A 25,572-nucleotide genomic window follows, 5' to 3' on the forward strand; every position below is an offset into this window, starting at 1 on the left:
CTGGCGTTGATTTTTGGCACGCTGTTGAGTTCTCAAGGAACGGACGCTTCCTTTGTACTCACCCTCTCGGGCTTTCCTCCGGGCGCTTCCCTTCGGTCTTTCGTGTTTCCAGCTTAGCAGATCCGTTTTCCGTTTCCGCCACCCGCTGGAGCGGGCTGCCGGTCCGTTCTTCGCTTTCGCGTTTCCCTTTCCGGCGGTTCCGACTCTATCAGATCCTTTCGGGCCTGATTCCCAGTCAGCGGGCTTGTCCTCCCGACCCGTTGGCCGTTCCGACGAGTGAGACTTTAGCGAATCCGTTGCCCCGACGCTAATCGGGCTGCGTTCATTCGAACGCGGATCCGTCATTTCGCAAAAGCGCACGAGAAAACAAAACGACGACGTGGGTACGGCGTCGCTCGCCTGGAGTGGTTCTTGCGGAATGGCTGTCCGGGGACCGACCGGGGTCGGCGCTCACGTCGGACAACTCGGAGAACACTACGGATCCAGCAAATCCATGTCAACCCGAGGCCGCCTGGGTAGCCTGGAGGCATGACAACGCGCGTGTGCAACCTTCAGTGGTGGGCCGCCTGACGGCGGCCGGCACACACGCATGCACTCAACGGCCGCCGCCTCGGCGGCCGTTCGCGTTTCTCCCTCCCGGTGGGGGTCGGCCGCAGGTGGTGGCGGCCTCCATCGAGGAAGAGAAGGGGAGAACGCGATGACGCGGATCTTCAGTGGGATCCAGCCGACGGGCCACCTGACGCTGGGCAACTACCTCGGCGCCGTGCGGCGGTGGGTCGAGGTGGATCAGCACCGGGCGGAGGCCCTGTTCAGCGTGGTGGACCTGCATGCGCTGACCGTCGAGCACGACCCGGGACGGGTGCGGCGGCTCAGTCGGCAGACGGCATCGCTCCTGCTGGCCGCCGGGCTCGATCCCCAGCGGTGCGTCCTCTTCGTACAGAGTCATGTGGACGAGCACGCTCGTCTGTCGTACCTGCTGGAGTGCACGGCTTCGGACGGCGAGCTGCGGCGCATGATCCAGTACAAGGAGAAGGGGGCCCTGGCGCGGGCGGCCGGGCAGAGCGTGCGGGTGTCGCTGCTGACGTACCCGGTGCTCATGGCGGCCGACATCCTCGCGTACGGGACCGACGAAGTGCCGGTGGGGGACGACCAGGCGCAGCATGTGGAGCTCACCAGGGATCTGGCCGTGCGCTTCAACCAGCGGTACGGGCACACGTTCACCGTGCCGAAGGCGGTCCTGCCCCAGGTCGCGGCGCGGGTGCGGGATCTGCAGGACCCGATGTCCAAGATGGGGAAGTCACGGGGGAACGCGGCCGGGACCGTCTATCTGCTCGACGAACCGGAGGCGGTGCGGCGGAAGGTCATGCGGGCCGTGACCGACGGCGGTCAGGACGTCGCATACGACCGGGACGCCAAGCCGGGACTGGCGAACCTGCTCGATGTGCTGGCGGCGTGCACCGGTGGGGACCCGGAGGCGCTGGCCGGTGCGTACACGTCGTACGGGGCGCTCAAGAAGGACACGGCCGAGGCGGTCGTGGAGATCCTGCGGCCGCTGCGGGAGCGGCACGCGGAGCTGGTGGCCGATCCCGGATACGTGGAGGGGGTCCTGCGGGAGGGGGCTGAGCGGGCCCGGGCGATCGCGAGGCCGGTGGTGGACCGGGCCTACCGGGCGATCGGGCTGCTGCCCGCCGGTTGACGGGGCCGCCCGGGCTTCGGCGGACTCAGCCGTTGCCGGAGGCGAGCTCGCGGCTGCGGTCGCGGGCCGCCTCCAGGGCCGCGATCAGGGCGGCGCGTACGCCGTGGTTCTCGAGCTCGCGGATGGCGCTGATCGTGGTGCCCGCGGGGGAGGTGACGGCCTCGCGGAGCTTGACCGGGTGCTCGCCGCTGTCGCGGAGCATCACGGCGGCGCCGATGGCGGCCTGGACGATGAGGTCGTGGGCCTGGGCGCGGGGCAGGCCCAGCAGGATGCCGGCGTCCGTCATGGCCTCGACCAGGTAGTAGAAGTACGCCGGGCCCGAGCCGGAGAGGGCGGTGGCGGCGTCCTGCTGGGTCTCGGGGACGCGGAGGGTCTTGCCGACGCCGCCGAAGATCTCCTCGGCGTGGACCAGGTGGTCCTGGGTGGCGTGGCTGCCGGCCGAGATCACGGACATGCCTTCGTCGACGAGGACGGGGGTGTTGGGCATGACGCGGACGACGGGGGTGTCGGCGGCGAGGCGTTCCTCGATGAAGGTGGTGGTGATGCCGGCGGCGGCGCTGATGACCAGGCGGTCGGGGGCGATGTGGGGGGCGAGCTCGTCGAGGAGCTTGCCCATGTCCTGGGGCTTGACGGCGAGGATGAGGGTGTCGGCGCGCTTGGCGGCGTCGGCGTTGCTGACCGGCTCGACTCCGTAGCGGGTGCGCAGCTCCTCGGCGCGTTCGGTGCGGCGGGCGGTGACGAGGAGGTGCTCGACCGGCCAGCCGGCGCGGATCATGCCACTGAGCAGGGCTTCACCGATCTTGCCGGTGCCGAGGACTGCGACTGTCTGGGTCATGGCTCTGTTCACCTCGCCGGGGAGTACGTGGGGCCATCCTCGCACCAGGAGCGGTGTGGCGGGTGGGGTGTCCGAGGAGCGGTACGGCGGTGGCGCCCGGGCCGGTCGGAACCGAATGATCGCGGTGGCGGTCCTACCGGGCGGCTGGTGGGCGGGAAGGAGGACGGTCGTGTCCGGAGACCTGTCGGGTGGCGTGCCGGAGGACGGCGAGCGGGGCGAACTGCGGTTCGTGCTGCGGGACCTGGGCCGTACGGGTGGTGAGGTGCGGCGGCCGCACGAGGTGCGGGCGAGACACCGGCGCGCGGTGGGGGCCGGGCTGGTCACGGTGGCGGTGCTGGGCGCGGCGGCGGTGGGCTCGCAGCCCGCGCCGCATTCCCCGCCGCCGCCTCCACCGACCCGTACGGCCACTCCTCATGCGCCTCCGGTGACGCCGCGGCCCCCGCACCCTGCTCCCCACCGGGCGCCGTCGCCGTCCGCTCCCTAAGCGGTGCGGCGGCGGAGGGTGGCGGCGCCGAGGGTGAGGACGAGGAGGGCGCAGGCGGCGACGACCAGCGCGTCGCGCACGAAGTCGGCGGTCATGTCGGTGTGGCGGAGGACCTGGGCCATGCCGTCGACGGCGTACGACATGGGGAGCAGGTTCGAGAGCGTCTCCAGGGCCGGCTGCATGCGGTCGCGGGGGGTGAACAGGCCGCAGAGCAGGAGCTGCGGGAAGATCACGGCCGGCATGAACTGGACGGCCTGGAATTCGGAGGCGGCGAACGCCGAGACGAACAGGCCGAGCGCGGTGCCCAGCAGGGCGTCGAGGAGGGCCACCAGGAGCAGGAGCCAGGGGGAGCCGATGACGTCGAGGCCGAGGAGCCAGAGCGCGAGGCCGGTGGCGAGGGCCGACTGGACGACGGCGAGCAGGCCGAAGGCGAGGGCGTAGCCGGCGATGAGGTCCGTCTTGCCGAGCGGCAGGGCGAGGAGGCGTTCCAGGGTGCCGGAGGTGCGTTCGCGCAGGGTGGCGATGGAGGTCACCAGGAACATCGTGATCAGCGGGAAGATGCCCAGCAGCGAGGCGCCGAGGGAGTCGAAGGTGCGGGGGCTGCCGTCGAAGACGTACCGGAGCAGGACGAGCATCACGCACGGGACGAGCAGCATCAGGGCGAGGGAGCGCGGGTCGTGGCGGAGCTGGCGCAGGACGCGGGCGGCGGTGGCGAGGGTGCGGGAGCCGTTCATCGCGGGGCCTTCCGGCGGGCGGTGGCCGCGTCGACGAGGCGGAGGAATGCCTCTTCGACGGTCGGGGTGTCGTGGCGGTGGCGCAGGGCGTCGGGGGTGTCGTCGGCCAGCAGTTCGCCGTCGCGCAGGAGGAGCAGGCGGTGGCAGCGTTCCGCCTCGTCCATGACGTGGGAGGAGACGAGGATCGTGGTGCCCCGCTCGGCGGCGATGCGGTGGAAGAGCCGCCACAGGTCGCGGCGGAGGACGGGGTCGAGGCCGACGGTCGGTTCGTCGAGGACGAGCAGGTCGGGGGTGCCGAGGAGGGCGACGGCGAGCGAGACGCGGCTGCGCTGGCCGCCGGAGAGCCGGCCGGCGAGGGCGTCGGCGTGTGCGGTGAGGTCCACGTCGGCGAGCGCGCGGGTGACGGAGGCGGCGCGGGTGTCGCGGTGGGTGCGGCCGGGCCGGAGGACGGCGGCGAAGTAGTCGAGGTTCTGGCGGACGGTGAGGTCGTCGTAGACGGAAGGGGCCTGGGTGACGTAGCCGACGCGGGCGCGCAGGGCGGGGTCGCCGGCGGGGCGGCCGAGGACGGTCAGCGTGCCGGTGACCTTGGCCTGGGTGCCGACGATGGCCCGCATGAGGGTGGACTTGCCGCACCCCGAGGGGCCGAGGAGGCCGGTGATCCGGCCGGGCGGCACGGCGAAGTCGAGGTCGCGGAGGACGGTGCGGGGGCCGCGTACGACGGTGAGGCCACGGGCTTGGAGGGCAGCACCGGAGTGGTTATTCACCATGTGATGAATAGTTGCGCGCGCGGGAGGGCGCGTCAAGGGCAGGCGGTGCTGTGCTACTTCCGCTTCCGCTTGCGGGCGGCCGGGTTGCCGGCGCGGGTGGCGCGGCGCTTCTCGTACTGGGCGCGGGCCGTCTCGTACTCCGCGCGCAGCAGCTTCTCGCCCGGCGCCTCGGTGAGGGAGCGGACGAAGTAGGCGAGGAGGGAGCCGATGAAGCCGATGGCCTTCAGGCTGCGGAGCGCGTCCTCCCGGGAAGGGTCGGCGGGGCGGCGCGTGAAGCCCTGCCACGTCCTGCTGAACGCGATGGCCGTGCAGACGGCGAACATGACGACGACCAGGGTGTTGACGAAGCCGCCGACGTCGGCGATGGCCAGGCCCTGGTAGGCGAAGCGGAGGACGAGGGCGCCCGCGACGGCGGCCGCGAGCGAGCCGGCGGCGACGCCGGCGCGCCGCAGCCCGTACCCGCCGTCGTGGTCGACCCAGGTGGTGCCGAAGAAACGGAGGGATTCGGGCCGCGGCCCGGCGATGGTGCCGGTACCGGTGCCGGTCGTCGTGTCCGCCGTCTTGTCCGTCTGGTCCGTCTTGTCCGTCTGGTCGTCGCTCACGAGCCCGATTATCGCCGGAGCGGCGTGGCGACGGGCGAGGCGGTCAGGAGCAGCGCGGTGCGACGTACCCGTCGGTGCCCGTCTTCACGTACGCGTCGGAGACGAACTCGCCGTCCGCGATGTTGTCCCAGAGGGCCGTGGTGCCGTACGGGCCGGTGATGCGCTCGCCGGGCTTCTGGCAGTAGACCGGGACCCGCACGTCGTACGGGAGGGTCCGGACGATGCGGTACTGGGTGCCCGGGCCGGACCGGACGTTGACCCGGTGGCCGGGCGCGACCGGGTAGCGGACGACGTCGGCGGCGGCGAACGCCGCGGTGTCCGCCTCCCCGGTGGCCGTGGCGGTCTCGGTGGTCGTGGTGGTGTCTTCCATGGGCTGTGGCCCTCCCCCGTCGTGGTGAGCCGGCGGTGCGCCGGGCTTCACTGTGTGCGACGCGCAGGCTAGCAAGCCCCACCGACATCGGACGCACCATCGACTAGGCTCCGAGCGTCGCACGCGCGGCCGAAAATCGACGGGGACCACGGGGGTGGGCGATGCCGCCGGTGCCGGGATACGCCGGTCAGTACCGCCTGGAGGCACGGCTCGGGGCGGGCGGGATGGGCGTCGTGCACCTCGCCCGGTCGGCTTCCGGACTGCGCCTCGCGGTGAAGGTGGTCCACGAGCAGTACGCCGCCGACCCGGAGTTCCGCGCCCGCTTCCGGCAGGAGGTGGCCGCCGCCCGTAGGGTGAGCGGGGCCTTCACGGCGCCGGTCGTGGACGCCGACCCGGACGCCGAGCGGCCGTGGATGGCCACCCTGTACGTGCCGGGTCCCACGCTCGCCGACCAGGTCAAGCGCAACGGGCCGCTGGCCCCCGCCGAGCTGCGCCGGCTGACCGCCGGTCTCGCGGAGGCGCTGCGCGACATCCACCGCGCCGGTGTCGTGCACCGCGACCTCAAGCCCGGCAACGTCCTGCTCACCGACACCGGCCCCCGCGTCATCGACTTCGGCATCTCGCGGCCCGTGGACAGTGACCTGCGCACGGAGACCGGCAAGCTGATCGGTTCGCCGCCGTACATGGCGCCCGAGCAGTTCCAGCGGCCCCGGGAGGTGGGCCCGGCGGCGGACGTGTTCGCCCTCGGCTCGGTCCTGGTGCACGCGGCGACCGGGCAGGGGCCGTTCGACGACGGCAGCCCGTACATCGTGGCGTACCAGGTGGTCCACGACGAGCCGGACCTGAGCGGGGTGCCCGCCGAGCTCGTGCCGCTCGTGGGCCGCTGCCTGGCCAAGGAGCCGACCGACCGCCCGACGCCGGACGAGATCATGGCGGAGCTGCGGCCGCCGTCGTACGAGGCGACCGCGTTCATACCGGCGCAGCGCCGCCGGGAGACGGCGTTCACGGAGCCGGTTGCAGCGGAGCCGGTTTCAGCGGAACCCGTTCCGGATGAACCTGTTCCAACCGCACCGGTGCGTCGCCGGCGCGCCCGGTGGCCCCTGGCCGCGGCCGCCCTCGTGGCGCTCGCCGCGGGCGGCGGCGGCACGGTGTGGGGCCTGAGCGGCGGTACGGGAGAGAGCCCGGCGCCGCGGACGGCCGGGGCCGCCGGGGCGGTGGCCTCCTTCTCGCCGTGGCGCACGCCGCTGGGCACGTCCGGTGGTGACGCGGCGCCCGTGTGCGCGTACGCGGACGGCGCCCTGTACTGCGCGGCGTCCGGCAGTGGCCTCGCCCGGCTCGACCCGCGCGACGGGCGGGTCGTCTGGTCGCGGAAGGCGGCGGCGGTGGACGGCGAGGCGTCGGAGCCCGTCGTGTCCGGGGGCCTGGTGCACACCGTCGCGGACGGCACCCTCCGTACGTACGCGGCCGACGACGGCACACCCGCCTGGAGCACCGGCCTCTCCGCGTACGGCGGCGGCGTCCACCACGCCGGGGACACCGTGCTGTTCACGGCGCCCTCGGGCAAGGTCACGGGCGTCGACGGGGCGACGGGGCGCAAGCGCTGGCAGCACGCGCTGCGCGGTCACGACCAGCCGCGCTTCGGCCCGTACAGCGCGGAGACGGGGCTGGTGTACGCCTTCGAGGTCGCGGGGTCGGGGGCGAGCACGCTCGTCAGCGCGGTACGGCCCGGGGACGGCGCCGTGGTGTGGCAGCGGCGGCTGGACGGGCACCTGACACCCGTGGGCACGACATCCGGCGGGGTACTGCACCTGACGTCGCGGGACCGCGACTCGCAGACGGACGCGCTGGTGCGGTACGAGCCGGAGGGGCGCGCCGTCCACCGCGTACCGCTGCCGTTCCCCATGGCGGAACCGCAGGTCGCGGTGGACGGGGACCGGGCGTACCTGCTGGCGCGCAACGGCACGCTCGTCGCCGTGGACATCCGCGCCCGCGAAGACCTGTGGCAGCTGGAGACGTCCACCGGCCGGGTGTCCCGGCCCGTGGTGGCCGCCGGCGGCGAGCGGCTGTACTTCACGGCGGCCGACGGCAGGCTGCTGGCCGTCGACACGGCGCGCGCGGCGGTGCTGGGCCAGACCGGGCCGAGGCTGCGCGGCGGGAGGCTCGGCTACGCCGCCTCCCTGCCCGCGCCGCTCGTCACCGCCGACGGTGGCGCGGTCGTGGCGACCGCGCCGGACGGGTCGGTCTTCGCCGTGGCGGCGAAGGACCCGACCCGCTGGTGAGGCTCGGCTCCGGTGATCAGCCGAGCTTGGTGACGTCGCGCACCGCGCCCTTGTCGGCGCTGGTCGCCATCGCGGCGTACGCGCGCAGGGCCGCCGAGACCTTGCGCTCGCGGTTCTTCGGCGCGTACACCCCGCCGAGCGCCTCGCGACGGGCGGCCAGCGTGGCGTCGTCGACGAGCAGCTCGATGCCGCGGTTCGGGATGTCGATGCGGATGCGGTCGCCGTCCTCGACGAGCGCGATCGTGCCGCCGCTCGCCGCCTCCGGCGAGGCGTGGCCGATCGACAGGCCGGACGTGCCGCCGGAGAAGCGGCCGTCGGTGACCAGGGCGCAGGTCTTGCCCAGGCCCCGGCCCTTGAGGAAGGACGTCGGGTAGAGCATCTCCTGCATGCCGGGGCCGCCCTTGGGGCCCTCGTAGCGGATGACGACGACGTCGCCTTCCTTGACCTGCTTGTTGAGGATCTTCTCGACGGCCTCCTCCTGCGACTCGCAGACGACGGCCGGACCCTCGAAGGTCCAGATCGACTCGTCGACGCCGGCGGTCTTCACGACGCACCCGTCCACGGCGAGGTTGCCCCGGAGGACGGCCAGACCGCCGTCCTTGGAGTACGCGTGCTCGGCGGAGCGGATGCAGCCCTCGGCGGCGTCCGTGTCGAGGGAGTCCCACCGCTCCGACTGCGAGAACGCCTCGGCGGACCGGCGGCAGCCGGGCGCGGCGTGCCACAGCTCGACGGCCTCGGGCGACGGGGAGCCGCCGCGCACGTCCCAGGTCTTGAGCCAGTCGGCGAGGGAGGGGCTGTGGACGGAGTGCACGTCCTCGTTGAGCAGCCCGGCGCGGTGCAGCTCGCCGAGGAGGGCGGGGATGCCGCCGGCGCGGTGCACGTCCTCCATGTAGTACGTGCGGTCCTTGCCGACGTTGGGCGCGACCTTGGCCAGGCACGGGACGCGGCGCGAGACGGCGTCCATCTCCTCCAGGCCGAAGGGGACGCCCGCCTCCTGGGCGGCGGCCAGCAGGTGCAGGATCGTGTTGGTGGAGCCGCCCATGGCGATGTCGAGGGCCATGGCGTTCTCGAACGCCGCCATGGTGGCGATGTTGCGCGGCAGGACCGACTCGTCGCCCTGGGCGTAGTACCGGTCGGTCAGCTCGACGACCGTGCGGGCGGCGTTCTCGTACAGGGCGCGGCGGGCCGTGTGGGTGGCCAGGGTGGAGCCGTTGCCGGGGAGGGAGAGGCCGATGGCCTCGGTCAGGCAGTTCATCGAGTTGGCGGTGAACATGCCGGAACAGGACCCGCAGGTCGGGCAGGCGTTCTCCTCGATGCGCAGGATGTCGGCATCGGAGATCTTGTCGTTGGCGGCGTCCGAGATGGCGTCGACCAGGTCGAGCGTGCGGACCGTGCCGTCGACCAGCGTGGCCTTGCCGGCCTCCATCGGGCCGCCGGAGACGAAGACGGTGGGGATGTTGAGGCGCAGGGCGGCCATCAGCATGCCCGGGGTGATCTTGTCGCAGTTGGAGATGCAGATCAGAGCGTCGGCGCAGTGCGCCTCGACCATGTACTCGACGCTGTCCGCGATCAGGTCGCGGGAGGGCAGCGAGTAGAGCATGCCGCCGTGGCCCATGGCGATGCCGTCGTCGACGGCGATCGTGTTGAACTCGCGCGCGATGCCGCCCGCCTGCGTGATCGCCTCGGAGACGATCCGGCCGACCGGCTGGAGGTGGGTGTGGCCGGGCACGAACTCCGTGAAGGAGTTGGCGACCGCGATGATCGGCTTCCGACCGATGTCCGCACCGGGTACACCGGAGGCGCGCATCAGGGCGCGGGCGCCCGCCATGTTGCGGCCGTGGGTGACGGTGCGGGACCTCAGCTCGGGCATCGTCGCTCGCTCCTTAACGAAGGGGACAAAGAGGTGTCTTCTTCGAGCGTACGCGGTGGCTCCAAGATCTGGACATGCCGTCCGGATAGTGGGACGGCCGGCTCACGCCTCGGTCAGGTACCGCTGGAGCGCGGGCGCCACCATGGCCACGATCTGCTCCGGGTCCGCCGAGGCCAGCGGTTCAACGCGGACGACGTACCGCAGGATCGCGATCCCGATCATGTGAGAGGCGGCGAGCTCGGCCCGGAACCTCGGGTCCGGTACGCGCAGCTCCCCGGCCACCCGCTCCAGGAGCCGCCGCAGGACGAAGCCGCGCAGCACGGTGGCGGCGGCCTCGTGCGTCAGCGCGGAGCGGAGGATCGCGAGCAGGGGCGCGCGGGTCGCGGGGTTCTCCCAGACGCCGAGGAAGGTGCGGGCGAGGCGTTCGCCGACGCCTTCGGGGCCCGCGCCGAGCACGGCCGGGACGACCAGCGCGGGCTCGAAGGACATCTCGATGGCGGCGGCGAAGACGTCGTCCTTCGTACCGAAGTAGTGGTGGACGAGGGCCGGGTCCACGCCCGCCGTCCTGGCGATGCCGCGTACCGACGTCTTGTCGTACCCGCGGGCGGCGAACTCGGCGCGCGCGGCTTCGAGGATGCGCTCGCGGGCGCCCGGTCCCTCGGCGGTGGCGTCCCGCGGGGGGCGCCCGCGCCGCCTGGGCCGCTCCGTCATGAGGTGCGCGCGGAGGAGGCCAGGTGGAGCCGGGTGAAGGCGAGGGCCTCCGCCAGGTCGGCCTCGCGTTCGGCGGCGGACATCGCGCGCCGCGTGTTGACCTCGATGACGACGTGGCCGTCGAAGCCGGACCGGGCCAGGTACTCCAGCAGCTCGGCGCACGGCTGTGTGCCGCGCCCCGGCACCAGGTGCTCGTCCTTCGCCGAGCCGCGCCCGTCGGCCAGGTGCACGTGCCCGAGGCGGTCGCCCATGCGGGCCACCATGTCCATTGCCTCCACGCGCGCGGTCGCGGTGTGCGAGAGGTCCACGGTGTAGTGGCGGTAGTCGTCCTTGGTGACGTCCCACTCGGGCGCGTACGCGAGCATCTCGCGGTCCCGGTAGCGCCACGGGTACATGTTCTCGACGGCGAAGCGCACGTCGGTCTCGTTCGCCATCCGCCAGATGCCGCTGACGAAGTCACGGGCGTACTGGCGCTGCCAGCGGAACGGCGGGTGGACGACGACGGTCGACGCGCCGAGCTTCTCGGCCGCCGCCTGGGCGCGCTGGAGCTTCACCCACGGATCGGTGGACCAGACCCGCTGGGTGATGAGCAGACACGGCGCGTGGACGGCGAGGATCGGCACCTGGTGGTAGTCCGAGAGCCGGCGCAGCGCCTCGATGTCCTGGCTGACCGGGTCGGTCCACACCATGATCTCGACGCCGTCGTACCCCAGGCGCGCGGCGACCTCGAAGGCCGTCGCCGTCGACTCGGGATACACCGAGGCCGTCGAGAGCGCGACCTTCGCCTCCGGGATGCGCACCACTGTCTCCGACGGATCTGCCACGAGTGACAGGGTACGGGGCGCGGATGGGGAGCGTCCGCAGAGTAGGGACGTCCGCCCGGAGGGCGGGCCCGGCCTGATCCGGAAGCCAGGCCCTAGGTGGGGAGATGGTCGAGGCGGCGCAGGATGACGCCTTCGCGCAGCGCCCACGGGCAGATCTCCAGCTCCTCGACGCCGAAGAGGTCCATCGCGCCCTCCGCGACCAGCGCCCCGGCCAGCAGCTGGCGGGCGCGGCCCTCGGACACGCCCGGCAGGGCGCAGCGCTGCACGGTGGTCATGGCGGCGAGCTTGGGGACCCACTCCTGGAGTGACGTACGACTCAGCACGCGCTGCGCGTACAGGCCCTCGCCGGAGCCGGGCGCGCCGGCGAGCCGGGCCAGCTGCTTGAACGTCTTCGACGTCGCCACGACGTGGTCCGGCGGACCGAAGCGGGCGATCTCGCCGACCGTGCGGCCTATCTCCGTGCGGACGTGGCGGCGCAGCGCCTTCACGTCGTCGGGGTCCGGCGGGTCGCCGGGCAGCCAGCCGGCGGTGAGCCGTCCGGCGCCCAACGGCAGGGAGACGGCCGCGTGGGGCTCCTCGTCCATGCCGTACGCGATCTCCAGCGAGCCGCCGCCGATGTCGAGCAGCAGCAGCTTCCCGGCGGACCAGCCGAACCAGCGGCGGGCGGCGAGGAAGGTGAGGCGGGCCTCCTCCTCGCCGGTCAGGACCGTCAGTTCGACGCCGGTCTCCTCGCGGACCCGCTTGAGGACCTCGTCGGCGTTGGACGCGTCGCGGATCGCGGAGGTGGCGAAGGGGAGGACGTCCTCGCAGCCCTTGTCCTCGGCGGTGTGCAGGGCGTCGGCGGTGATGGTGACCAGGCGCTGGATGCCTTGGGGGTCGATCGCGCCGTCGGCGTCGAGCAGTTCCGCGAGGCGCAGATCCGCCTTGTGCGAGTGGGCGGGAAGGGGGCGGGCGCCGGGGTGCGCGTCCATGACCAGCAGGTGCACCGTGTTCGAACCGACGTCGAGGACTCCGAGTCTCATGGAAGGAACGCTACTGCGCGCGGCGCATACGCTTGGTGTGTGCCAAAGACGAAGAAGGCGAAGAAGGCGAAGCCCGCTCCCCCCGTACCGGCCCTGCCGGTGGCCGGGGACGAGAAGGGGCTGGACTTTCCCCGCGCCTGGGTGGAGTTCCCGGACCCCGCCGACGACGAGCAGGTCTTCCGCTGCGACCTGACCTGGCTCACCTCGCGCTGGACCTGCATCTTCGGCAGCGGCTGCCAGGGCATCCAGACCGGGCGCGCGGACGACGGCTGCTGCACGCTGGGCGCGCACTTCTCGGACGAGGAGGACGAGCAGCGGGTGGCCGGCCATGTGGAACGTCTCACACCGGAGCTGTGGCAGTTCCACGACGTCGGTACGGAGTCGGGCTGGACGCAGCTCGACGAGGACGGCGAGCGGCAGACCCGCCGCTGGGAGGGCTCCTGCATCTTCCAGAACCGCCCCGGCTTCGCGGGCGGCGCGGGCTGCGCCCTGCACATCCTGGCGCTGCGGGAGGGGCGCGAGCCGCTGGAGACCAAGCCGGACGTCTGCTGGCAGCTGCCGGTCCGACGTACGTACGACTGGATCGACCGCCCCGACGACACGCGGGTCCTGCAGATCTCGATCGGCGAGTACGACCGCCGGGGCTGGGGCCCCGGGGGCCACGACCTGCACTGGTGGTGCACCTCGGCGACGTCGGCGCACGGGGCGGGCGAACCGGTGTACGTGACGTACCGGCCGGAGCTGACGGAGCTGATGGGCAAGGCGGCGTACGACGTGCTGGTGGAGCTCTGCGAGGCGCGGCTCTCCTCCCAGCTGCCGCTGGTGGCGCCGCACCCGGCGGATCCGCGGCCCTGATCCCCGGCGTTCCTCACGGTGGCGGCGCTTCCGTCGACGGGGGCTCCGACGGTGAGGCGGTGTCCGACGGGGCCGGGTCCGGCGGCCGGGAAGAGGGTGCGGACGGCGTCGGGCTCGGGTCCGGGGACGGCGGCGGGGTCGAGGCCGGCGGGGTGGACGGCGGCGCCGGCGTCGGGTCCTGAGCCGGCGGCCGGGGCGTGCCCTCGCCGTCGAGTTCGACGATCGCGCCCGCCGGGTCCACGCCCACCCGCGCGGTCCAAGGGCCGGACGGCTCGCGGGCGTGGTCGACGGAGACGTACACCGCGAGGGACTGGCCCGGCGAGAGCGTGCCGGTGGAGCGGCTCGCGTACAGCCAGGGCGCGTCCGTCCACAGCGACCAGGTGACCGGCTCGCCGCCGGACGCCGTGAGCGTGAGCATCGTCGTCTCGTCGCCGGCCGGCTGAGCGGTGACCGTGATGCGCCCGGGGGCCGGGCGGCCGGGTCTCGCGGGCGGGGCGGGCGTGCCCGTGCTGATCACCTCGACGGAGACCGCGCCGCGGCCGCCGGGCTCGCTGCGGGCGTTGCCCGCGTTCGCGTACCGGTCGTACCGGTTGTACCCGTCCTGCGACGGGTCGGGGGCGCCGTCGGCGGCGCCCGGCTCGTCGGCCTCCCTCGCGCTGATGGCCGTCCCGTCGCGCGGCTCGCCGGTCATCGGCGCGCCGCGGTACGCCGCCCACAGCGCCAGCACCGGCGCCGCGACCACCGTGGCGACCACGGTGGTCGTCACCGCGCGCGCCCGCATCCGGTCGCGCCGGGCGGCGTGGTCCTTCGGGTCGAGGGGGAAGCCGTCACGGCCGAACCGGGGCCCGGCCGCGCGCGCCCGCCGGACGTGCAGCATCGCCACGTACGCCGCCGCCCTCGGCGCCTCGACCAGCGGGAGCTTGGCGGGGGTGACGGACGCGCCGGGCCAGGGGCCGCCCGCCCCGGCGTGCTCGGCGGCGCGGCGGCAGCGCGGGCAGTCGTCGACGTGCCGGACGAGCTCCCGCCGCAGTGCCGCGGAGAGCAGCACCTGGTGGTCGCCGGTGAGCCGGGCGACGGCCGGACAGGAACCGGTCTCCACGACGGCGAGGGCCGCGCGGGTGCGCTCCACCTCGCACGCCGCCGCCGACAGCAGCTCGCGTGCCGCGAGCGGCTCCATGCCGAGTACCGCGGCCACCTCGCGGGCGCCGAGCTGGTGGCGGACCGCCAGCTCCAGGGCCTCGCGCTGCTGGGGCGTGGTGCCGGCCGCCTCGGGCCAGGCGAGCAGGGCCAGTTCGCGGCGGCGGTGCTCGGCGGTCTCGTCGGTGACCTGGGCCGGCGGCGCCTCCTCGGGGGCGGGGGCGTGGGCCGGGGCCGGGCGGCCGGTGTGCGCGCCCTGCCGGCGGCGCTTCTCGCGCTGCTCGCCGAGCTCGCGCAGGCAGGCCCAGCGGGCGAGCGCGTACAGCCACGCCTTGCGCTCGGTCTCGCCGGCGGGGCGCCGCCCGGAGTGCCGCTCGGCGATGGCGAGGACGTCGCCGAGCACCGCCGTGGCCACGTCGTGGTCGCACAGCACGGAGAGGCAGTACGTGAACAGCCCGTCCAGGTACGGCTCGTACCGCGCGGGCGGGCGCTGGGCGAGGGTCCGGCCGCCGGTCCGGCCCGAGGACCGGGCGCCGGCCCCGGCGGTGGTCCGCTCCTCGGCCCCGGCGTCCAGCGGCGCACCGCGCCGCGACCGGTGTGCGCCGGTGGTGTACGTGGGGGGCTCCAGCCTGCTGCTCATCACCCGGCGACCGTAGGCGGGCGGAGGCACACTCTTCGTACCGCTTCCGCTCTTTTAACCCTTACGGGTGAACGTATCCCTCAAAAGAGGACAGGGCGTTTTGCCCCCGCCACGTGACAAGCGGTATATGCCAGCGGCTCCGCGCGCCGCTGGAAGGCGGCGTTGTCAGTGGGGGCCGCTACGGTTTGCGCATGGCTGCCCGTACGAAATCCACCAAGGACAGGCCCTCCTACCGCTGCACCGAATGCGGCTGGACGACCGCCAAATGGCTCGGCCGCTGCCCCGAGTGCCAGGCCTGGGGGACGGTGGAGGAGTACGGCACGCCCGCGGTGCGCACGACCGCCGCCGGGCGGGTCTCCACCGCCGCGCTGCCCATCGGCCAGGTCGACGGACGGCAGGCCACCGCCCGCTCCACCGGCGTGGACGAGCTGGACCGCGTCCTGGGCGGCGGCCTGGTGCCGGGCGCCGTCGTGCTGCTCGCGGGCGAGCCCGGGGTCGGCAAGTCCACGCTCCTCCTCGACGTCGCGGCGAAGGCGGCGAGCGACGAGCACCGCACCCTGTACGTCACGGGCGAGGAGTCCGCGAGCCAGGTGCGGCTGCGCGCCGACCGGATCAACGCCCTCAACGACCACCTCTACCTCGCGGCCGAGACGGACCTCTCCGCCGTCCTCGGGCACCTGGACGCCGTCAAGCCGTCCCTCCTGGTCCTCGACTCCGTCCAGACGGTGGCCTCGCCGGAGATCGACGGCGCCCCGGGCGGCATGGCGCAGGTCCGCGAGGTCGCCGGCGCGCTGATCCGCGCCTCCAAGGAGCGCGGCATGTCCACGCTCCTCGTCGGCCACGTGACGAAGGACGGTGCCATCGCGGGGCCCCGGCTGCTCGAACACCTCGTGGACGTCGTCCTGCACTTCGAGGGCGACCGCCACGCCCGCCTGCGCCTGGTCCGCGGCGTCAAGAACCGGTACGGCGCGACGGACGAGGTCGGCTGCTTCGAGCTGCACGACGAGGGGATCATCGGCCTCGCCGACCCCTCCGGGCTGTTCCTGACCCGCCGCGCCGAGGCCGTGCCGGGCACATGCCTGACCGTCACCCTCGAAGGCCGCCGCCCCCTGGTCGCCGAGGTCCAGGCCCTCACCGTCGACTCGCAGATCCCCTCCCCCCGGCGCACCACCTCGGGCCTGGAGACCTCGCGGGTGTCGATGATGCTGGCGGTGCTGGAGCAGCGCGGGCGGATCAGCGCCCTCGGCAAGCGGGACATCTACAGCGCCACCGTGGGCGGGGTGAAGCTGTCCGAACCGGCCGCGGACCTCGCCATCGCGCTCGCGCTCGCCTCGGCCGCCAGCGACACCCCCCTGCCGAAGAACCTCGTGGCCATCGGGGAGGTGGGCCTCGCGGGCGAGGTCCGCCGCGTGACCGGCGTACAGCGCCGCCTGGCCGAGGCGCACCGGCTGGGCTTCACGCACGCGCTGGTGCCCGGTGACCCGGGCAAGGTCCCGCCGGGCATGAAGGTCACGGAGGTGGCCGACATGTCCGACGCCCTGCGGGTCCTCCCCCGCTCCCGCCGCCGGACCACCGCTCCCGCCGCCGAGGAGCCGACCTCGTAGCGCTGCGGGGACCGCCCGGGGACGGGGTCGCTAGACTTTGCCCTGGTCTCGCCCATCCGTACGAGCCGGAGGAGTGCAGTGGCAGCCAAGGACGGGGCAGCAGGTCCCGGAAAGTCCGGCGGAGGCTCCGGCAACGAAGCACTGATGCGCGCTTCCCTGAGCGCGGTCGCTCCCGGTACGTCCCTGCGGGACGGCCTGGAGCGCATCCTCCGCGGCAACACCGGTGGTCTGATCGTCCTCGGCATGGACAAGACCGTCGAGTCGATGTGCACGGGCGGGTTCGTGCTGGACGTGGAGTTCACCGCCACCCGCCTGCGCGAGCTGTGCAAGCTCGACGGCGCGCTGATCCTCGACAAGGACATCACCAAGATCCTGCGGGCCGGTGTCCAGCTGGTCCCGGACGCGTCGATCCCCACCGAGGAGACCGGCACCCGCCACCGCACGGCCGACCGGGTCAGCAAGCAGTGCGGCTTCCCCGTCATCTCCGTCTCGCAGTCGATGCGGCTGATCGCGCTGTACGTCGACGGTGAGCGCCGCGTCCTGGAGGAGTCGGCGGCGATCCTCTCGCGCGCCAACCAGGCCCTCGCGACCCTGGAGCGGTACAAGCTCCGCCTCGACGAGGTCGCCGGCACGCTCTCCGCGCTGGAGATCGAGGACCTGGTGACCGTCCGGGACGTCACGGCCGTCGCCCAGCGCCTGGAGATGGTCCGCCGGATCGCCACCGAGATCGCCGAGTACGTGGTGGAGCTCGGCACCGACGGCCGGCTGCTCGCCCTCCAGCTCGACGAGCTGATCGCGGGCGTCGAGCCCGAGCGCGAGCTCGTCGTCCGCGACTACGTACCGGAGCCCACGGCCAAGCGGTCGCGCACGGTCGCCGAGGCCCTCACCGAGCTGGACGCGCTCAGCCACGCGGAGCTGCTGGAGCTGCCGATCGTGGCCCGCGCCCTCGGGTACACCGGCTCGCCGGAGGCGCTGGACTCGGCGGTCTCCCCGCGCGGCTACCGGCTGCTGGCCAAGGTGCCGCGGCTGCCCGGCGCGATCATCGAGCGGCTCGTGGAGCACTTCGGCGGTCTGCAGAAGCTGCTCGCGGCGAGCGTCGACGACCTCCAGACCGTCGACGGCGTCGGCGAGGCGCGCGCCCGCAGCGTGCGCGAGGGACTGTCGCGGCTCGCCGAGTCGTCGATCCTCGAGCGGTACGTGTAGTCCGCGGCGGGCCTGGGGGCGGGCCTCCGCGGCGGCCCGGGGCGGGCCCGCCGCGTCGCCCCGGGGCGTCAGTCCTTGGCGAGGGTGAACGACGCCGGGAGCACCTTCGCGCCCGGCACCGCCGCCTCCACCAGGTAGGTCCCGGCTCCGGCGGCCCGCGCCCCGGACGGCGTCGCGCACTGCGGCGCGCTGCGCAGGCGGTCCCACTCGACGGTGTGCGTGACGCTGCCGCCCGCCGGGACGCGCAGCATCAGCGGTCCGGCGCCGCGCGGGCAGTCCTTCGAGGACCAGACGGTGTCGGCGTCGCTGTTCTTGATGGTCAGCACCGCCGTACGGGGCGCGAAGTCCGCCTTGCAGGTGGTGCCCGAGGTGTTGCGGACGACGAGCTCGAACCGCGGCTTCTCGCCGGGCTCGTACGACACCTTCGTGCTGCGCAGGGTCAACCGCAGGGCGCCGGGGGCGCAGTCGGGCAGCGGCGAGTCCGCCGGGACCTGGTTCGCGACGGAGCCGGCGGAGCCGGAACCGGCCGAGGAGCCCGTGCCGGCGGAGCCGCCGGAGCCCGCTCCGGCACTGGTGCCCGTACCGGCGGCGCCGCCTGACGCCGCGTCACCGTTCTTGCCGTCGTCACCGGCCCCCTGGGCCGTGCCGCCGCCGGAGTCCCCGGAGGCGCCGGACTCGTCGCGGCCGCCCGGCTGGTTGCTGATCGCCGGGCCCGGCTGGGAGGGGCCCGGGGTGATGGAGGGTGCGGGCGTGGCTCCGTTGGCGCTGTCGCCCCCGCCGTCCTTGCCGCCGCCGTCCCCACCCGAGGTGACGACCCATACGATCAGCAGCGCGAGCAGCGCGACCAGGCTCGCCGCGACTGCCCTCCGTCGCCAGTAGATGGAGGAGGGAAGCGGCCCGACCGGATTGCGCAGAGATCCCACGCGCAAACTGTACGAGAGATCGGCCGCCAACTCCCGTCCCACCCGCCGCTCATGCACCAAGTTTTGCTGATGATCACATTCCAGGGCCGGGGATGTGGACGGCGGCGCATGGGACCGTCCGGCAGCCAGGTACCGTCCGTACCCATGAGCCAGGACCTCTACCTCGACATCACCGACTTCGCACACACCACCCCCGGCTGGGTACACCTCATCGCCGAGCTGTGGACGGAGGCCGGACTGCTCCTCTTCGGCGTGCTGTTCATCGTCGGCTGGTGGCGGGCGCGGCCCGACGCCTCCCGGGCCATGGCGCTCGCGGTCCTCGCGCCGCTCGGCACGGCCTTCGGGTACGTCGTCAGCGAGCTGCTGAAGTCGGTCATCGACGAGGAGCGGCCGTGCCGCGCGGTCGCGGGCGCGGCCGCCTCGCTGGTGGAGTGCCCGGCGTACGGCGACTGGTCCTTCCCGAGCAACCACTCCGCCATCGCGGGCGCGGCGGCCCTCGCGCTCGCCCTCGCCTGGCGGGGGATCGCCTGGCTGACGGTGCCGATGGCGCTGCTCATGGCGTTCTCGCGGGTCTTCGTCGGCGTGCACTACCCGCACGACGTGGCCGCCGGGCTGGTCCTGGGCGCGCTCGTCGCCGTCGTCTTCGTCAAGCTGCTGACCCGCCCGACCGGCGCGCTGGTCGACACGATGCGTACGAGCCGGTCGGGCGCCGCGACCTGGCTGGCGGGGCGCGGTCCGGTGGTCCCCGCGGCCGCGACCGGACGGCATGTGGCGCAGCGGCGCCGGGAGCCGATGCACCGCCGCGGCTGAGGAACGTGCCAGGATCGGGGGTGCCATGACTGCGACCGAAAGCCTCTCCGCCGCCGCTTCCGCCCCCTCCTCCGTCCCTTCTTCCACCCCCTCCTCAGCCGACGCCGACGCGCACGCGCGGCTGCACACACCCGTCCTCGCCTGGTTCGAGCAGCACGCCCGCGACCTGCCCTGGCGCCGCCCCGAGGCGGGCGCCTGGGGCGTGATGGTCAGCGAGTTCATGCTCCAGCAGACCCCGGTCAGCCGGGTCCTCCCGGTGTACGAGCAGTGGCTGGCCCGCTGGCCGCGCCCCGCCGACCTGGCCGCCGAGGCCCCCGGCGAGGCCGTGCGCGCCTGGGGCCGCCTCGGCTACCCGCGCCGCGCCCTGCGGCTGCACGGCGCGGCCGTCGCCATAACGGAGCGGCACGGCGGCGACGTACCGCGCGACCACGCGCAGCTGCTGGCGCTGCCGGGCATCGGCGAGTACACGGCCGCGGCGGTGGCGTCGTTCGCGTACGGGCAGCGGCACGCCGTCCTGGACACCAACGTGCGCCGGGTGTTCGCCCGGTCCGTCACGGGCGTGCAGTACCCGCCGAACGCCACCACGGCCGCCGAGCGCAGGCTCGCCCGTGCGCTGCTGCCCGAGGACGAGACGACCGCGGCCCGCTGGGCGGCGGCGTCCATGGAGCTCGGCGCGCTGGTGTGCACCGCGAAGAACGAGGACTGCGCGCGCTGCCCGATCGCCGGGCACTGCGCCTGGCGGCTGGCGGGCAAGCCCGCGCACGACGGCCCGGCGCGGCGCGGCCAGACGTACGCGGGGACCGACCGCCAGGTGCGCGGCAAGCTCCTCGCCGTGCTGCGCGAGGCGGTGGCGCCGGTGGAGCAGGCCGCGCTGGACGCCGTGTGGGACGAGCCGGTGCAGCGGGCGAGGGCGCTGGACGGGCTGGTCGCGGACGGGCTGGTGGAGCCCCTCGCGGGCGGCCGCTACCGGCTCCCGGCCGGCCCGGCCGCTCCGGAGGCGCCGGGCGGTCCGGGCACTCCCGCCGGTCCGGGCGCTCCGGCCGGTCCCGGCACTCGCGGCGAGGGCCGAACATGATCACCTTCCCCTGATCCGGCGGTGTCACACCTCCGCTGTTACACAACCGATGGACAGCCGTGCGTCCGCCGATGGCTGCCTCGGACAACCCCGTGACAACAGCTCCGTAGCGTCTCCTGCCGTAAGACCACAGGGGTGCCCACGGGGGGTGCTCGTCACGGGGATGGAGGCGGTTCGGATGTCGCACGGCGAGGTGCTCGAATTCGAGGAGTACGTACGCACTCGGCAGGACGCGCTGCTGCGCAGCGCGCGCCGTCTCGTCCCGGACCCCGTCGACGCCCAGGACCTGCTGCAGACGGCGCTGGCCCGTACGTACGGCCGCTGGGACGGCATAGCGGACAAGGCCCTCGCCGACGCGTACCTGCGCCGCGTGATGATCAATACGCGGACCGAGTGGTGGCGCGCCCGCAAGCTGGAGGAGGTGCCCACCGAGCAGCTGCCCGACGCGTCCGTCGACGACGCCACCGAGCAGCACGCCGACCGGGCCCTGCTGATGGACGTGCTCAAGGTGCTGGCGCCCAAGCAGCGCAGCGTGGTCGTGCTGCGGCACTGGGAGCAGATGAGCACCGAGGAGACGGCCGCCGCGCTCGGCATGTCGACCGGTACGGTGAAGAGCACGCTCCACCGGGCGCTCGCCCGGCTCCGTCAGGAGCTGGAGAGCCGGGCCGTCGACACCGGCGCCCGCTCCCCGGAGCGTACGGAACGCGGTCACGAACGAGGGCGGGAACGGTGCGCGGCCTGAGAAACGACGTCGGCGGCACCGGCAGGATCCGGGCGGCGAGTACCACGGCGACGGCCGTGCTCGCCGCCTTCGGCCTGCTCACGGCCGGCTGCTCCACCGGCGGTACGGGCACGCGCGACGAGGGCGCGGCCCGGACCGACCAGACGACCCCGACGTCCGCGCCGACGGCGCCCGTCGGCTCCTCGCCCGTCAAGAAGGTCGACCCGGTCCGGCTGATCAAGGACGATCCCAAGGTCAGCGACCAGGTCAAGGACGAGCTGAAGCCGTGCACGGCCGACGCGTACCCGGTCGACACGTCGTACGGGAACCTCACCGGCAACGGCCGCCCGGACGTGGTGGTGAACGTGCTGACGTGCGGGGATGCCGTGGGGGTCGGGACGTACGTGTACCGCCTGGTGGACAACGCGTACGAGAATGTCTTCGCGGTGGAGGAACCGGCCGTGTACTCCACGATCGACCGGGGCGACCTCGTCCTCACCCGGCAGGTGTACGAGGAGGGCGACCCGGTCGCGTATCCGTCCGGCGAGGACGTGATCACGTACCGCTGGGTGGGCAACCGGTTCAGCGAGCACGACCGGGTGCACAACGACTACAGCAAGGCGATCGGCGACGGCGGCATCGACGGGCCCGCGCCGAGCCCGCCGCCCGAGAACTGAGACCCAGAACCGACCGAGGACCGAGAGAGCGCGGGATGGCGATGGCCGAGACCCATGTCCTGTTCGTCGAGGACGACGACGTCATCCGCGAGGCCACGCAGCTCGCCCTGGAGCGGGACGGCTTCGCGGTGACCGCCATGCCGGACGGACTGTCCGGGCTGGAGTCGTTCCGGGCCCGGCGGCCGGACATCGCGCTGCTCGACGTCATGCTGCCCGGCATGGACGGCGTCAGCCTCTGCCGGCGCATCCGGGACGAGTCGACGGTGCCGGTGATCATGCTGTCCGCCCGGGCCGACTCCATCGACGTGGTGCTGGGTCTGGAGGCCGGCGCCGACGACTACGTGACCAAGCCGTTCGACGGCGCCGTGCTCGTGGCCCGGATCCGCGCCGTGCTGCGGCGCTTCGGGCACGCCTCGGGCGGGGCGGGCGGCGCCGCCGCCGACGCCTCGCAGGGCGGCCCGGACCAGGGCGGCGTGCTCGTCTTCGGTGACATCGAGATCGACACCGAGGGCATGGAGGTGCGCCGGGCCGGCGCCCCGGTCGGGCTGACCCCGACGGAGATGCGGCTGCTCCTGGAGTTCTCGTCGGCGCCCGGCACGGTGCTGTCCCGCGACAAGCTGCTGGAGCGGGTGTGGGACTACGGGTGGGGCGGGGACACGCGCGTCGTCGACGTCCACGTCCAGCGGCTCCGTACGAAGATCGGCCAGGACCGGATCGAGACGGTCCGGGGCTTCGGCTACAAGCTCAAGGCATGAGCCGCCGTCGTTTCGCCGTGCGCACCGGTGTCCGCTGGAAGATCGCCATCGCCATCGCGGGGGTCGGCGCCCTGATCACGGCCGCGCTCAGCCTCGTGGTCCACAACGCCGCCCGCGTCTCCATGCTGGACAACGCGCGCGAGGTGCAGATGGAGCGGCTCGTCTTCGCGCAGCGGATGTACGAGTCGGCCAAGCCGAAGGGCGAGCCGAAGTTCGGCACGAAGGTCAACGACCCCGCGCTGCCGCCCGAGCTGGAGAAGCTGATGCGGCAGCGGCACCGCGGCACGTACGTGGAGGAGCGGCACTCCGGCGCCCCGGAGGTCTGGGCCGCCGTGCCGCTGGCCAACGGCGACGTGCTGTCGCTGCGCACGCAGTTCGCCGGGCGTTCCACGACGATCATGAAGGCGCTGGACCAGGCGCTGGTGGCCGGCTCGGTGTCGGTGGTCTTCGGCGGGTGCGCGCTCGGCGTGCTGATCGGCGGGCAGCTGTCACGGCGGCTGCGGAAGGCGGCCGCGGCGGCCGGGAAGGTCGCCCAGGGCAACACGGACGTACGGGTCCGGGACGCGATCGGCGGGCGCGTACGGGACGAGACGGACGAGCTGGCGCGTGCGGTGGACGCGCTGACCGACGCGCTGAACGACCGGATCGAGGCCGAGCGGCGCGTCACGGCGGACATCGCGCACGAGCTGCGTACGCCGGTGACCGGGCTGCTCACCGCCGCCGAGCTGCTGCCGCCCGGGCGGCCGAGTGAGCTCGTACGGGACCGGGCGCAGGCGATGCGCACGCTGGTCGAGGACGTGCTGGAGGTGGCCCGGCTCGACAGCGCCTCGGAGCGGGCCGAGCTCCAGGAGATCGCGCTCGGCGAGTTCGTCGAGCGGCGGGTGCGGGCGCTGGACCCGGAGGCCGAGATCCGCGTGGTGCACGAGTCGTGGGTGAACACCGACCCGCGGCGGCTGGAGCGCATCCTGGGCAACCTGCTGGCGAACGCCGCGAAGCACGGCAAGCCCCCGGTGGAGGTCACCGTCGAGGGCCGCGTGCTGCGGGTGCGCGACCACGGGCCGGGCTTCCCGGAGGCGCTGCTGCGCGAGGGGCCGAGCCGCTTCCGCACGGGCGCGAGCGACCGCGCGGGGCACGGCCACGGCCTGGGCCTGACCATCGCGGCGGGCCAGGCCCGCGTCCTGGGCGCCCGCCTCACCTTCCGCAACGCCTCCCCGTCGGGCGGGGCGATCGCGGTCCTGTGGCTTCCGGAGCACGCCCCGACGTCGACGGGCAGCTTCCCGGTCCTGCGGCCGTCGGCCGAGGACCGGTAGCCGGGGCGGGAGCCCGAGGACCGGTAGCCGGGGCGGGGGGCAGGGGTACGGGAACCCCGCCCCCGGCCCTCAGCTGCTGGAGGCCGCCAGCTTCGGCGGGACCTCCGTCTGCGGGGGCTCGGCCTGCGGGGGCTCCGGACGCTGCGGCCCGGCTCCCTTCAGCGGGACCTCCTTGACGAAGAACGCCGCCACGAAGCCGATCAGGGCGACCGCCGCGCCCAACAGGAAGGCCGTGTGCGTACCGGACGCCACCGCGAACTGGTACGCCTCGCGCACGTGCTCCGGGAGCCGCGCCAGGCTCGCCGCGTCGAGCTGGGCCGTCTGCGCGGTGGCCGCACCGCCGCCCTGCGCCGCCATCTCGTCCTGCACCCGGGCCGTGAACAGCGCGCCCATGATGGCCACGCCGAAGGACGAGCCGAGCGTACGGAAGAGCGTCGTCGTGGACGAGGCCACGCCCATGTCCTTCATCTCGACGCTGTTCTGCGCGACCAGCATGGTGATCTGCATCAGGAAGCCCATGCCCGCGCCGAGGACCGCCATGTACGCCCCGGAGGTGAAGCGGGAGGTGCCGGTGTCCATCTGCGCCATCAGGAAGAGGCCGAGGACCATCAGCCCGCCGCCCACGATGGGGAAGATCTTGTACTTGCCGCTGTTGGTGGTGACGCGCCCCGCGTACAGCGACACGATCATCATGGCGATCAGCATCGGCAGGAGCAGCAGCCCGGAGTTGGTGGCCGAGGCGCCCTGCACGGACTGCTGGAACAGCGGCAGGAAGAGCATGGCGCCGAACATCACGAAGCCGGTCAGGAAGCCGATCACCGACATGAGCGTGAAGTTGCGGCTGCGGAAGATGTGCAGCGGCACGACGGGCTCGGCGGCGCGGGTCTCGACGAAGAGGAACCCGGCGGTGGAGGCCACGCCGACGGCGCTCAGCGCCAGGATCGTGGCGGAGTCCCAGGCGTACTCCGTACCGCCCCAGGTGGTGACCAGGACGATCGCGGTGATGCCGATGGTCAGCAGCGCCGTGCCGAGGTAGTCGATGCGCGGCCGGCGGTCGCGCTCCCGCTTCGGCAGGTGCAGGACGGCGCTGACCATCGCGAGGGCGACCGCGCCGAGCGGCAGGTTGATGTAGAAGGACCAGCGCCAGCCCCAGTGGTCGGTGATGGTGCCGCCGACCAGCGGGCCGCCGATCATCGCGAGGGCCATGACGCCGGTCATCATGCCCTGGTACTTGCCGCGCTCACGCGGCGGGATCAGGTCGCCGATGATCGCCATGACGCCGACCATGAGACCGCCGGCGCCCAGGCCCTGGACGGCGCGGAAGCCGATGAGCTGGCCCATGTCCTGGGCCATGCCGCTGAGCGCCGAGCCGACCAGGAAGATCACGATCGCGGTGAGGAAGCTGCCCTTGCGGCCGTAGAGGTCGCCGAGCTTGCCCCAGATCGGGGTGGAGGCGGCGGTGGCGAGGGTGTAGGCGGTGACGACCCAGGAGAGGTGCGCCAGGCCGCCGAGCTCTCCGACGATGGTGGGCATCGCCGTTCCGATGATCATGTTGTCGAGCATCGCCAGCAGGATGGCGATCATCAGCGCGAGCAGCACCACGCGCACGCTGCGCGTGCGCGGCTCCCGGCGCGGTCGCCGTCGTATGTCGGTGTCTTTCATGCTCCC

At 73.5% G+C, this 25,572-nt stretch carries 24 protein-coding genes; 12 read left to right on the plus strand and 12 right to left on the minus strand.

The features are described 5' to 3' along the window. Positions 1-697 precede the first annotated feature (697 nt). Positions 698-1,696: a tryptophan--tRNA ligase gene (gene trpS / locus AB0A69_RS29815; protein WP_361428484.1), complete on the plus strand. Its 999-nt coding sequence runs from the start codon at positions 698-700 to the stop codon at positions 1,694-1,696. A 25-nt stretch (positions 1,697-1,721) separates the two neighbouring features. On the opposite strand, the gene proC is transcribed toward trpS, so the two are convergent. Continuing rightward, positions 1,722-2,531 carry a pyrroline-5-carboxylate reductase gene (proC, locus tag AB0A69_RS29820; protein WP_361428486.1) on the minus strand — a complete coding sequence of 270 codons (810 nt, stop codon included), beginning with the start codon at positions 2,529-2,531 and terminating at the stop codon, positions 1,722-1,724. A gap of 169 nt (positions 2,532-2,700) precedes the next feature. Here proC and AB0A69_RS29825 point away from each other — a divergent pair, with 169 nt between their 5' ends. Continuing rightward, positions 2,701-3,015, plus strand: a complete 315-nt coding sequence (locus AB0A69_RS29825) for a hypothetical protein (protein ID WP_361428488.1) — start codon at positions 2,701-2,703, stop codon at positions 3,013-3,015. Here AB0A69_RS29825 and AB0A69_RS29830 read toward each other — a convergent pair. The 4 genes from AB0A69_RS29830 to AB0A69_RS29845 all read right to left on the minus strand — a co-directional run bounded on the left by AB0A69_RS29830 (position 3,012) and on the right by AB0A69_RS29845 (position 5,488). Further along, positions 3,012-3,749 (minus strand): ABC transporter permease, encoded by a 738-nt coding sequence (locus tag AB0A69_RS29830; protein ID WP_361428490.1) that lies wholly within the window; start codon positions 3,747-3,749, stop codon positions 3,012-3,014. The genes AB0A69_RS29825 and AB0A69_RS29830 overlap by 4 nt on opposite strands. Beyond that, positions 3,746-4,516 (minus strand): ABC transporter ATP-binding protein, encoded by a 771-nt coding sequence (locus AB0A69_RS29835; protein ID WP_361428492.1) that lies wholly within the window; start codon positions 4,514-4,516, stop codon positions 3,746-3,748. Before AB0A69_RS29835 ends, AB0A69_RS29830 begins: the two co-directional genes overlap by 4 nt. Before the next feature lie 53 nt (positions 4,517-4,569). Beyond that, positions 4,570-5,040: a hypothetical protein gene (locus AB0A69_RS29840; RefSeq protein ID WP_361428631.1), complete on the minus strand. Its 471-nt coding sequence runs from the start codon at positions 5,038-5,040 to the stop codon at positions 4,570-4,572. Between the two features lie 121 nt (positions 5,041-5,161). After that, entirely contained in the window at positions 5,162-5,488 is a 327-nt protein-coding gene (locus tag AB0A69_RS29845) for an SH3 domain-containing protein (protein WP_361428494.1), read from the minus strand. A gap of 161 nt (positions 5,489-5,649) precedes the next feature. On the opposite strand from AB0A69_RS29845, the gene AB0A69_RS29850 reads away from it, so the two are divergent. Then, complete coding sequence (locus AB0A69_RS29850) at positions 5,650-7,767, plus strand: serine/threonine-protein kinase (RefSeq protein ID WP_361428496.1); 2,118 nt, start codon at positions 5,650-5,652, stop codon at positions 7,765-7,767. 16 nt (positions 7,768-7,783) lie between these two features. Here the strand turns inward: AB0A69_RS29850 and ilvD are convergent, their stop codons facing one another. The 4 genes from ilvD to AB0A69_RS29870 form a co-directional block, all read right to left on the minus strand. Then, on the minus strand, positions 7,784-9,637 hold the full coding sequence (ilvD, locus tag AB0A69_RS29855; RefSeq protein ID WP_361428498.1) for a dihydroxy-acid dehydratase: 1,854 nt from the start codon (positions 9,635-9,637) through the stop codon (positions 7,784-7,786). 102 nt (positions 9,638-9,739) lie between these two features. Beyond that, positions 9,740-10,348 carry a TetR family transcriptional regulator gene (locus tag AB0A69_RS29860; RefSeq protein ID WP_361428500.1) on the minus strand — a complete coding sequence of 203 codons (609 nt, stop codon included), beginning with the start codon at positions 10,346-10,348 and terminating at the stop codon, positions 9,740-9,742. Continuing rightward, on the minus strand, positions 10,345-11,172 hold the full coding sequence (locus AB0A69_RS29865) for a sugar phosphate isomerase/epimerase (RefSeq protein WP_361428502.1): 828 nt from the start codon (positions 11,170-11,172) through the stop codon (positions 10,345-10,347). Before AB0A69_RS29865 ends, AB0A69_RS29860 begins: the two co-directional genes overlap by 4 nt. Positions 11,173-11,264: 92 nt before the next feature. Continuing rightward, complete coding sequence (locus AB0A69_RS29870) at positions 11,265-12,194, minus strand: Ppx/GppA phosphatase family protein (protein WP_361428504.1); 930 nt, start codon at positions 12,192-12,194, stop codon at positions 11,265-11,267. Positions 12,195-12,293: 99 nt separating this feature from the next. On the opposite strand from AB0A69_RS29870, the gene AB0A69_RS29875 reads away from it, so the two are divergent. Continuing rightward, positions 12,294-13,049, plus strand: a complete 756-nt coding sequence (locus AB0A69_RS29875) for a hypothetical protein (RefSeq protein ID WP_361428633.1) — start codon at positions 12,294-12,296, stop codon at positions 13,047-13,049. Between the two features lie 13 nt (positions 13,050-13,062). Here AB0A69_RS29875 and AB0A69_RS29880 read toward each other — a convergent pair whose 3' ends face one another. Continuing rightward, positions 13,063-14,826, minus strand: a complete 1,764-nt coding sequence (locus AB0A69_RS29880) for a hypothetical protein (protein ID WP_361428506.1) — start codon at positions 14,824-14,826, stop codon at positions 13,063-13,065. A 191-nt stretch (positions 14,827-15,017) separates the two neighbouring features. Here AB0A69_RS29880 and radA point away from each other — a divergent pair, with 191 nt between their 5' ends. Next, positions 15,018-16,430, plus strand: coding sequence for a DNA repair protein RadA (radA, locus tag AB0A69_RS29885; RefSeq protein WP_361428508.1), 1,413 nt, complete (start codon positions 15,018-15,020; stop codon positions 16,428-16,430). A 78-nt stretch (positions 16,431-16,508) separates the two neighbouring features. Next, positions 16,509-17,633: a DNA integrity scanning diadenylate cyclase DisA gene (gene disA, locus AB0A69_RS29890; RefSeq protein WP_361428510.1), complete on the plus strand. Its 1,125-nt coding sequence runs from the start codon at positions 16,509-16,511 to the stop codon at positions 17,631-17,633. Between the two features lie 68 nt (positions 17,634-17,701). Here the strand turns inward: disA and AB0A69_RS29895 are convergent, their stop codons facing one another. After that, positions 17,702-18,556, minus strand: coding sequence for a hypothetical protein (locus AB0A69_RS29895; protein ID WP_361428512.1), 855 nt, complete (start codon positions 18,554-18,556; stop codon positions 17,702-17,704). A gap of 144 nt (positions 18,557-18,700) precedes the next feature. Here AB0A69_RS29895 and AB0A69_RS29900 point away from each other — a divergent pair, with 144 nt between their 5' ends. From AB0A69_RS29900 to cseC, 6 genes are all read left to right on the plus strand, one after another. Further along, positions 18,701-19,366: a phosphatase PAP2 family protein gene (locus AB0A69_RS29900; protein WP_361428514.1), complete on the plus strand. Its 666-nt coding sequence runs from the start codon at positions 18,701-18,703 to the stop codon at positions 19,364-19,366. A 25-nt stretch (positions 19,367-19,391) separates the two neighbouring features. Next, a complete protein-coding gene (locus AB0A69_RS29905) occupies positions 19,392-20,441 on the plus strand; it encodes an A/G-specific adenine glycosylase (protein WP_361428516.1) in 1,050 nt (349 codons plus the stop codon). Between the two features lie 178 nt (positions 20,442-20,619). Then, the gene (locus AB0A69_RS29910) at positions 20,620-21,183 is read left to right on the plus strand and encodes a SigE family RNA polymerase sigma factor (protein ID WP_361428518.1); all 564 of its coding nucleotides are present in this window, start codon (positions 20,620-20,622) and stop codon (positions 21,181-21,183) included. Next, positions 21,180-21,839: a hypothetical protein gene (locus tag AB0A69_RS29915; protein ID WP_361428635.1), complete on the plus strand. Its 660-nt coding sequence runs from the start codon at positions 21,180-21,182 to the stop codon at positions 21,837-21,839. The genes AB0A69_RS29910 and AB0A69_RS29915 overlap by 4 nt, the downstream gene beginning before the upstream one ends. A 41-nt stretch (positions 21,840-21,880) precedes the next feature. After that, positions 21,881-22,594 carry a two-component system response regulator CseB gene (gene cseB / locus AB0A69_RS29920; RefSeq protein WP_361428520.1) on the plus strand — a complete coding sequence of 238 codons (714 nt, stop codon included), beginning with the start codon at positions 21,881-21,883 and terminating at the stop codon, positions 22,592-22,594. Continuing rightward, on the plus strand, positions 22,591-23,904 hold the full coding sequence (gene cseC / locus AB0A69_RS29925) for a two-component system sensor histidine kinase CseC (RefSeq protein ID WP_361428522.1): 1,314 nt from the start codon (positions 22,591-22,593) through the stop codon (positions 23,902-23,904). Before cseB ends, cseC begins: the two co-directional genes overlap by 4 nt. A 69-nt stretch (positions 23,905-23,973) precedes the next feature. On the opposite strand, the gene AB0A69_RS29930 is transcribed toward cseC, so the two are convergent. Next, positions 23,974-25,566, minus strand: coding sequence for an MDR family MFS transporter (locus AB0A69_RS29930; protein ID WP_361428524.1), 1,593 nt, complete (start codon positions 25,564-25,566; stop codon positions 23,974-23,976). Between the last annotated feature and the right edge of the window lie 6 nt (positions 25,567-25,572).

The sequence above is a fragment of the Streptomyces sp. NPDC045431 genome, assembly GCF_040646655.1.
Lineage (GTDB): Bacteria > Actinomycetota > Actinomycetes > Streptomycetales > Streptomycetaceae > Streptomyces.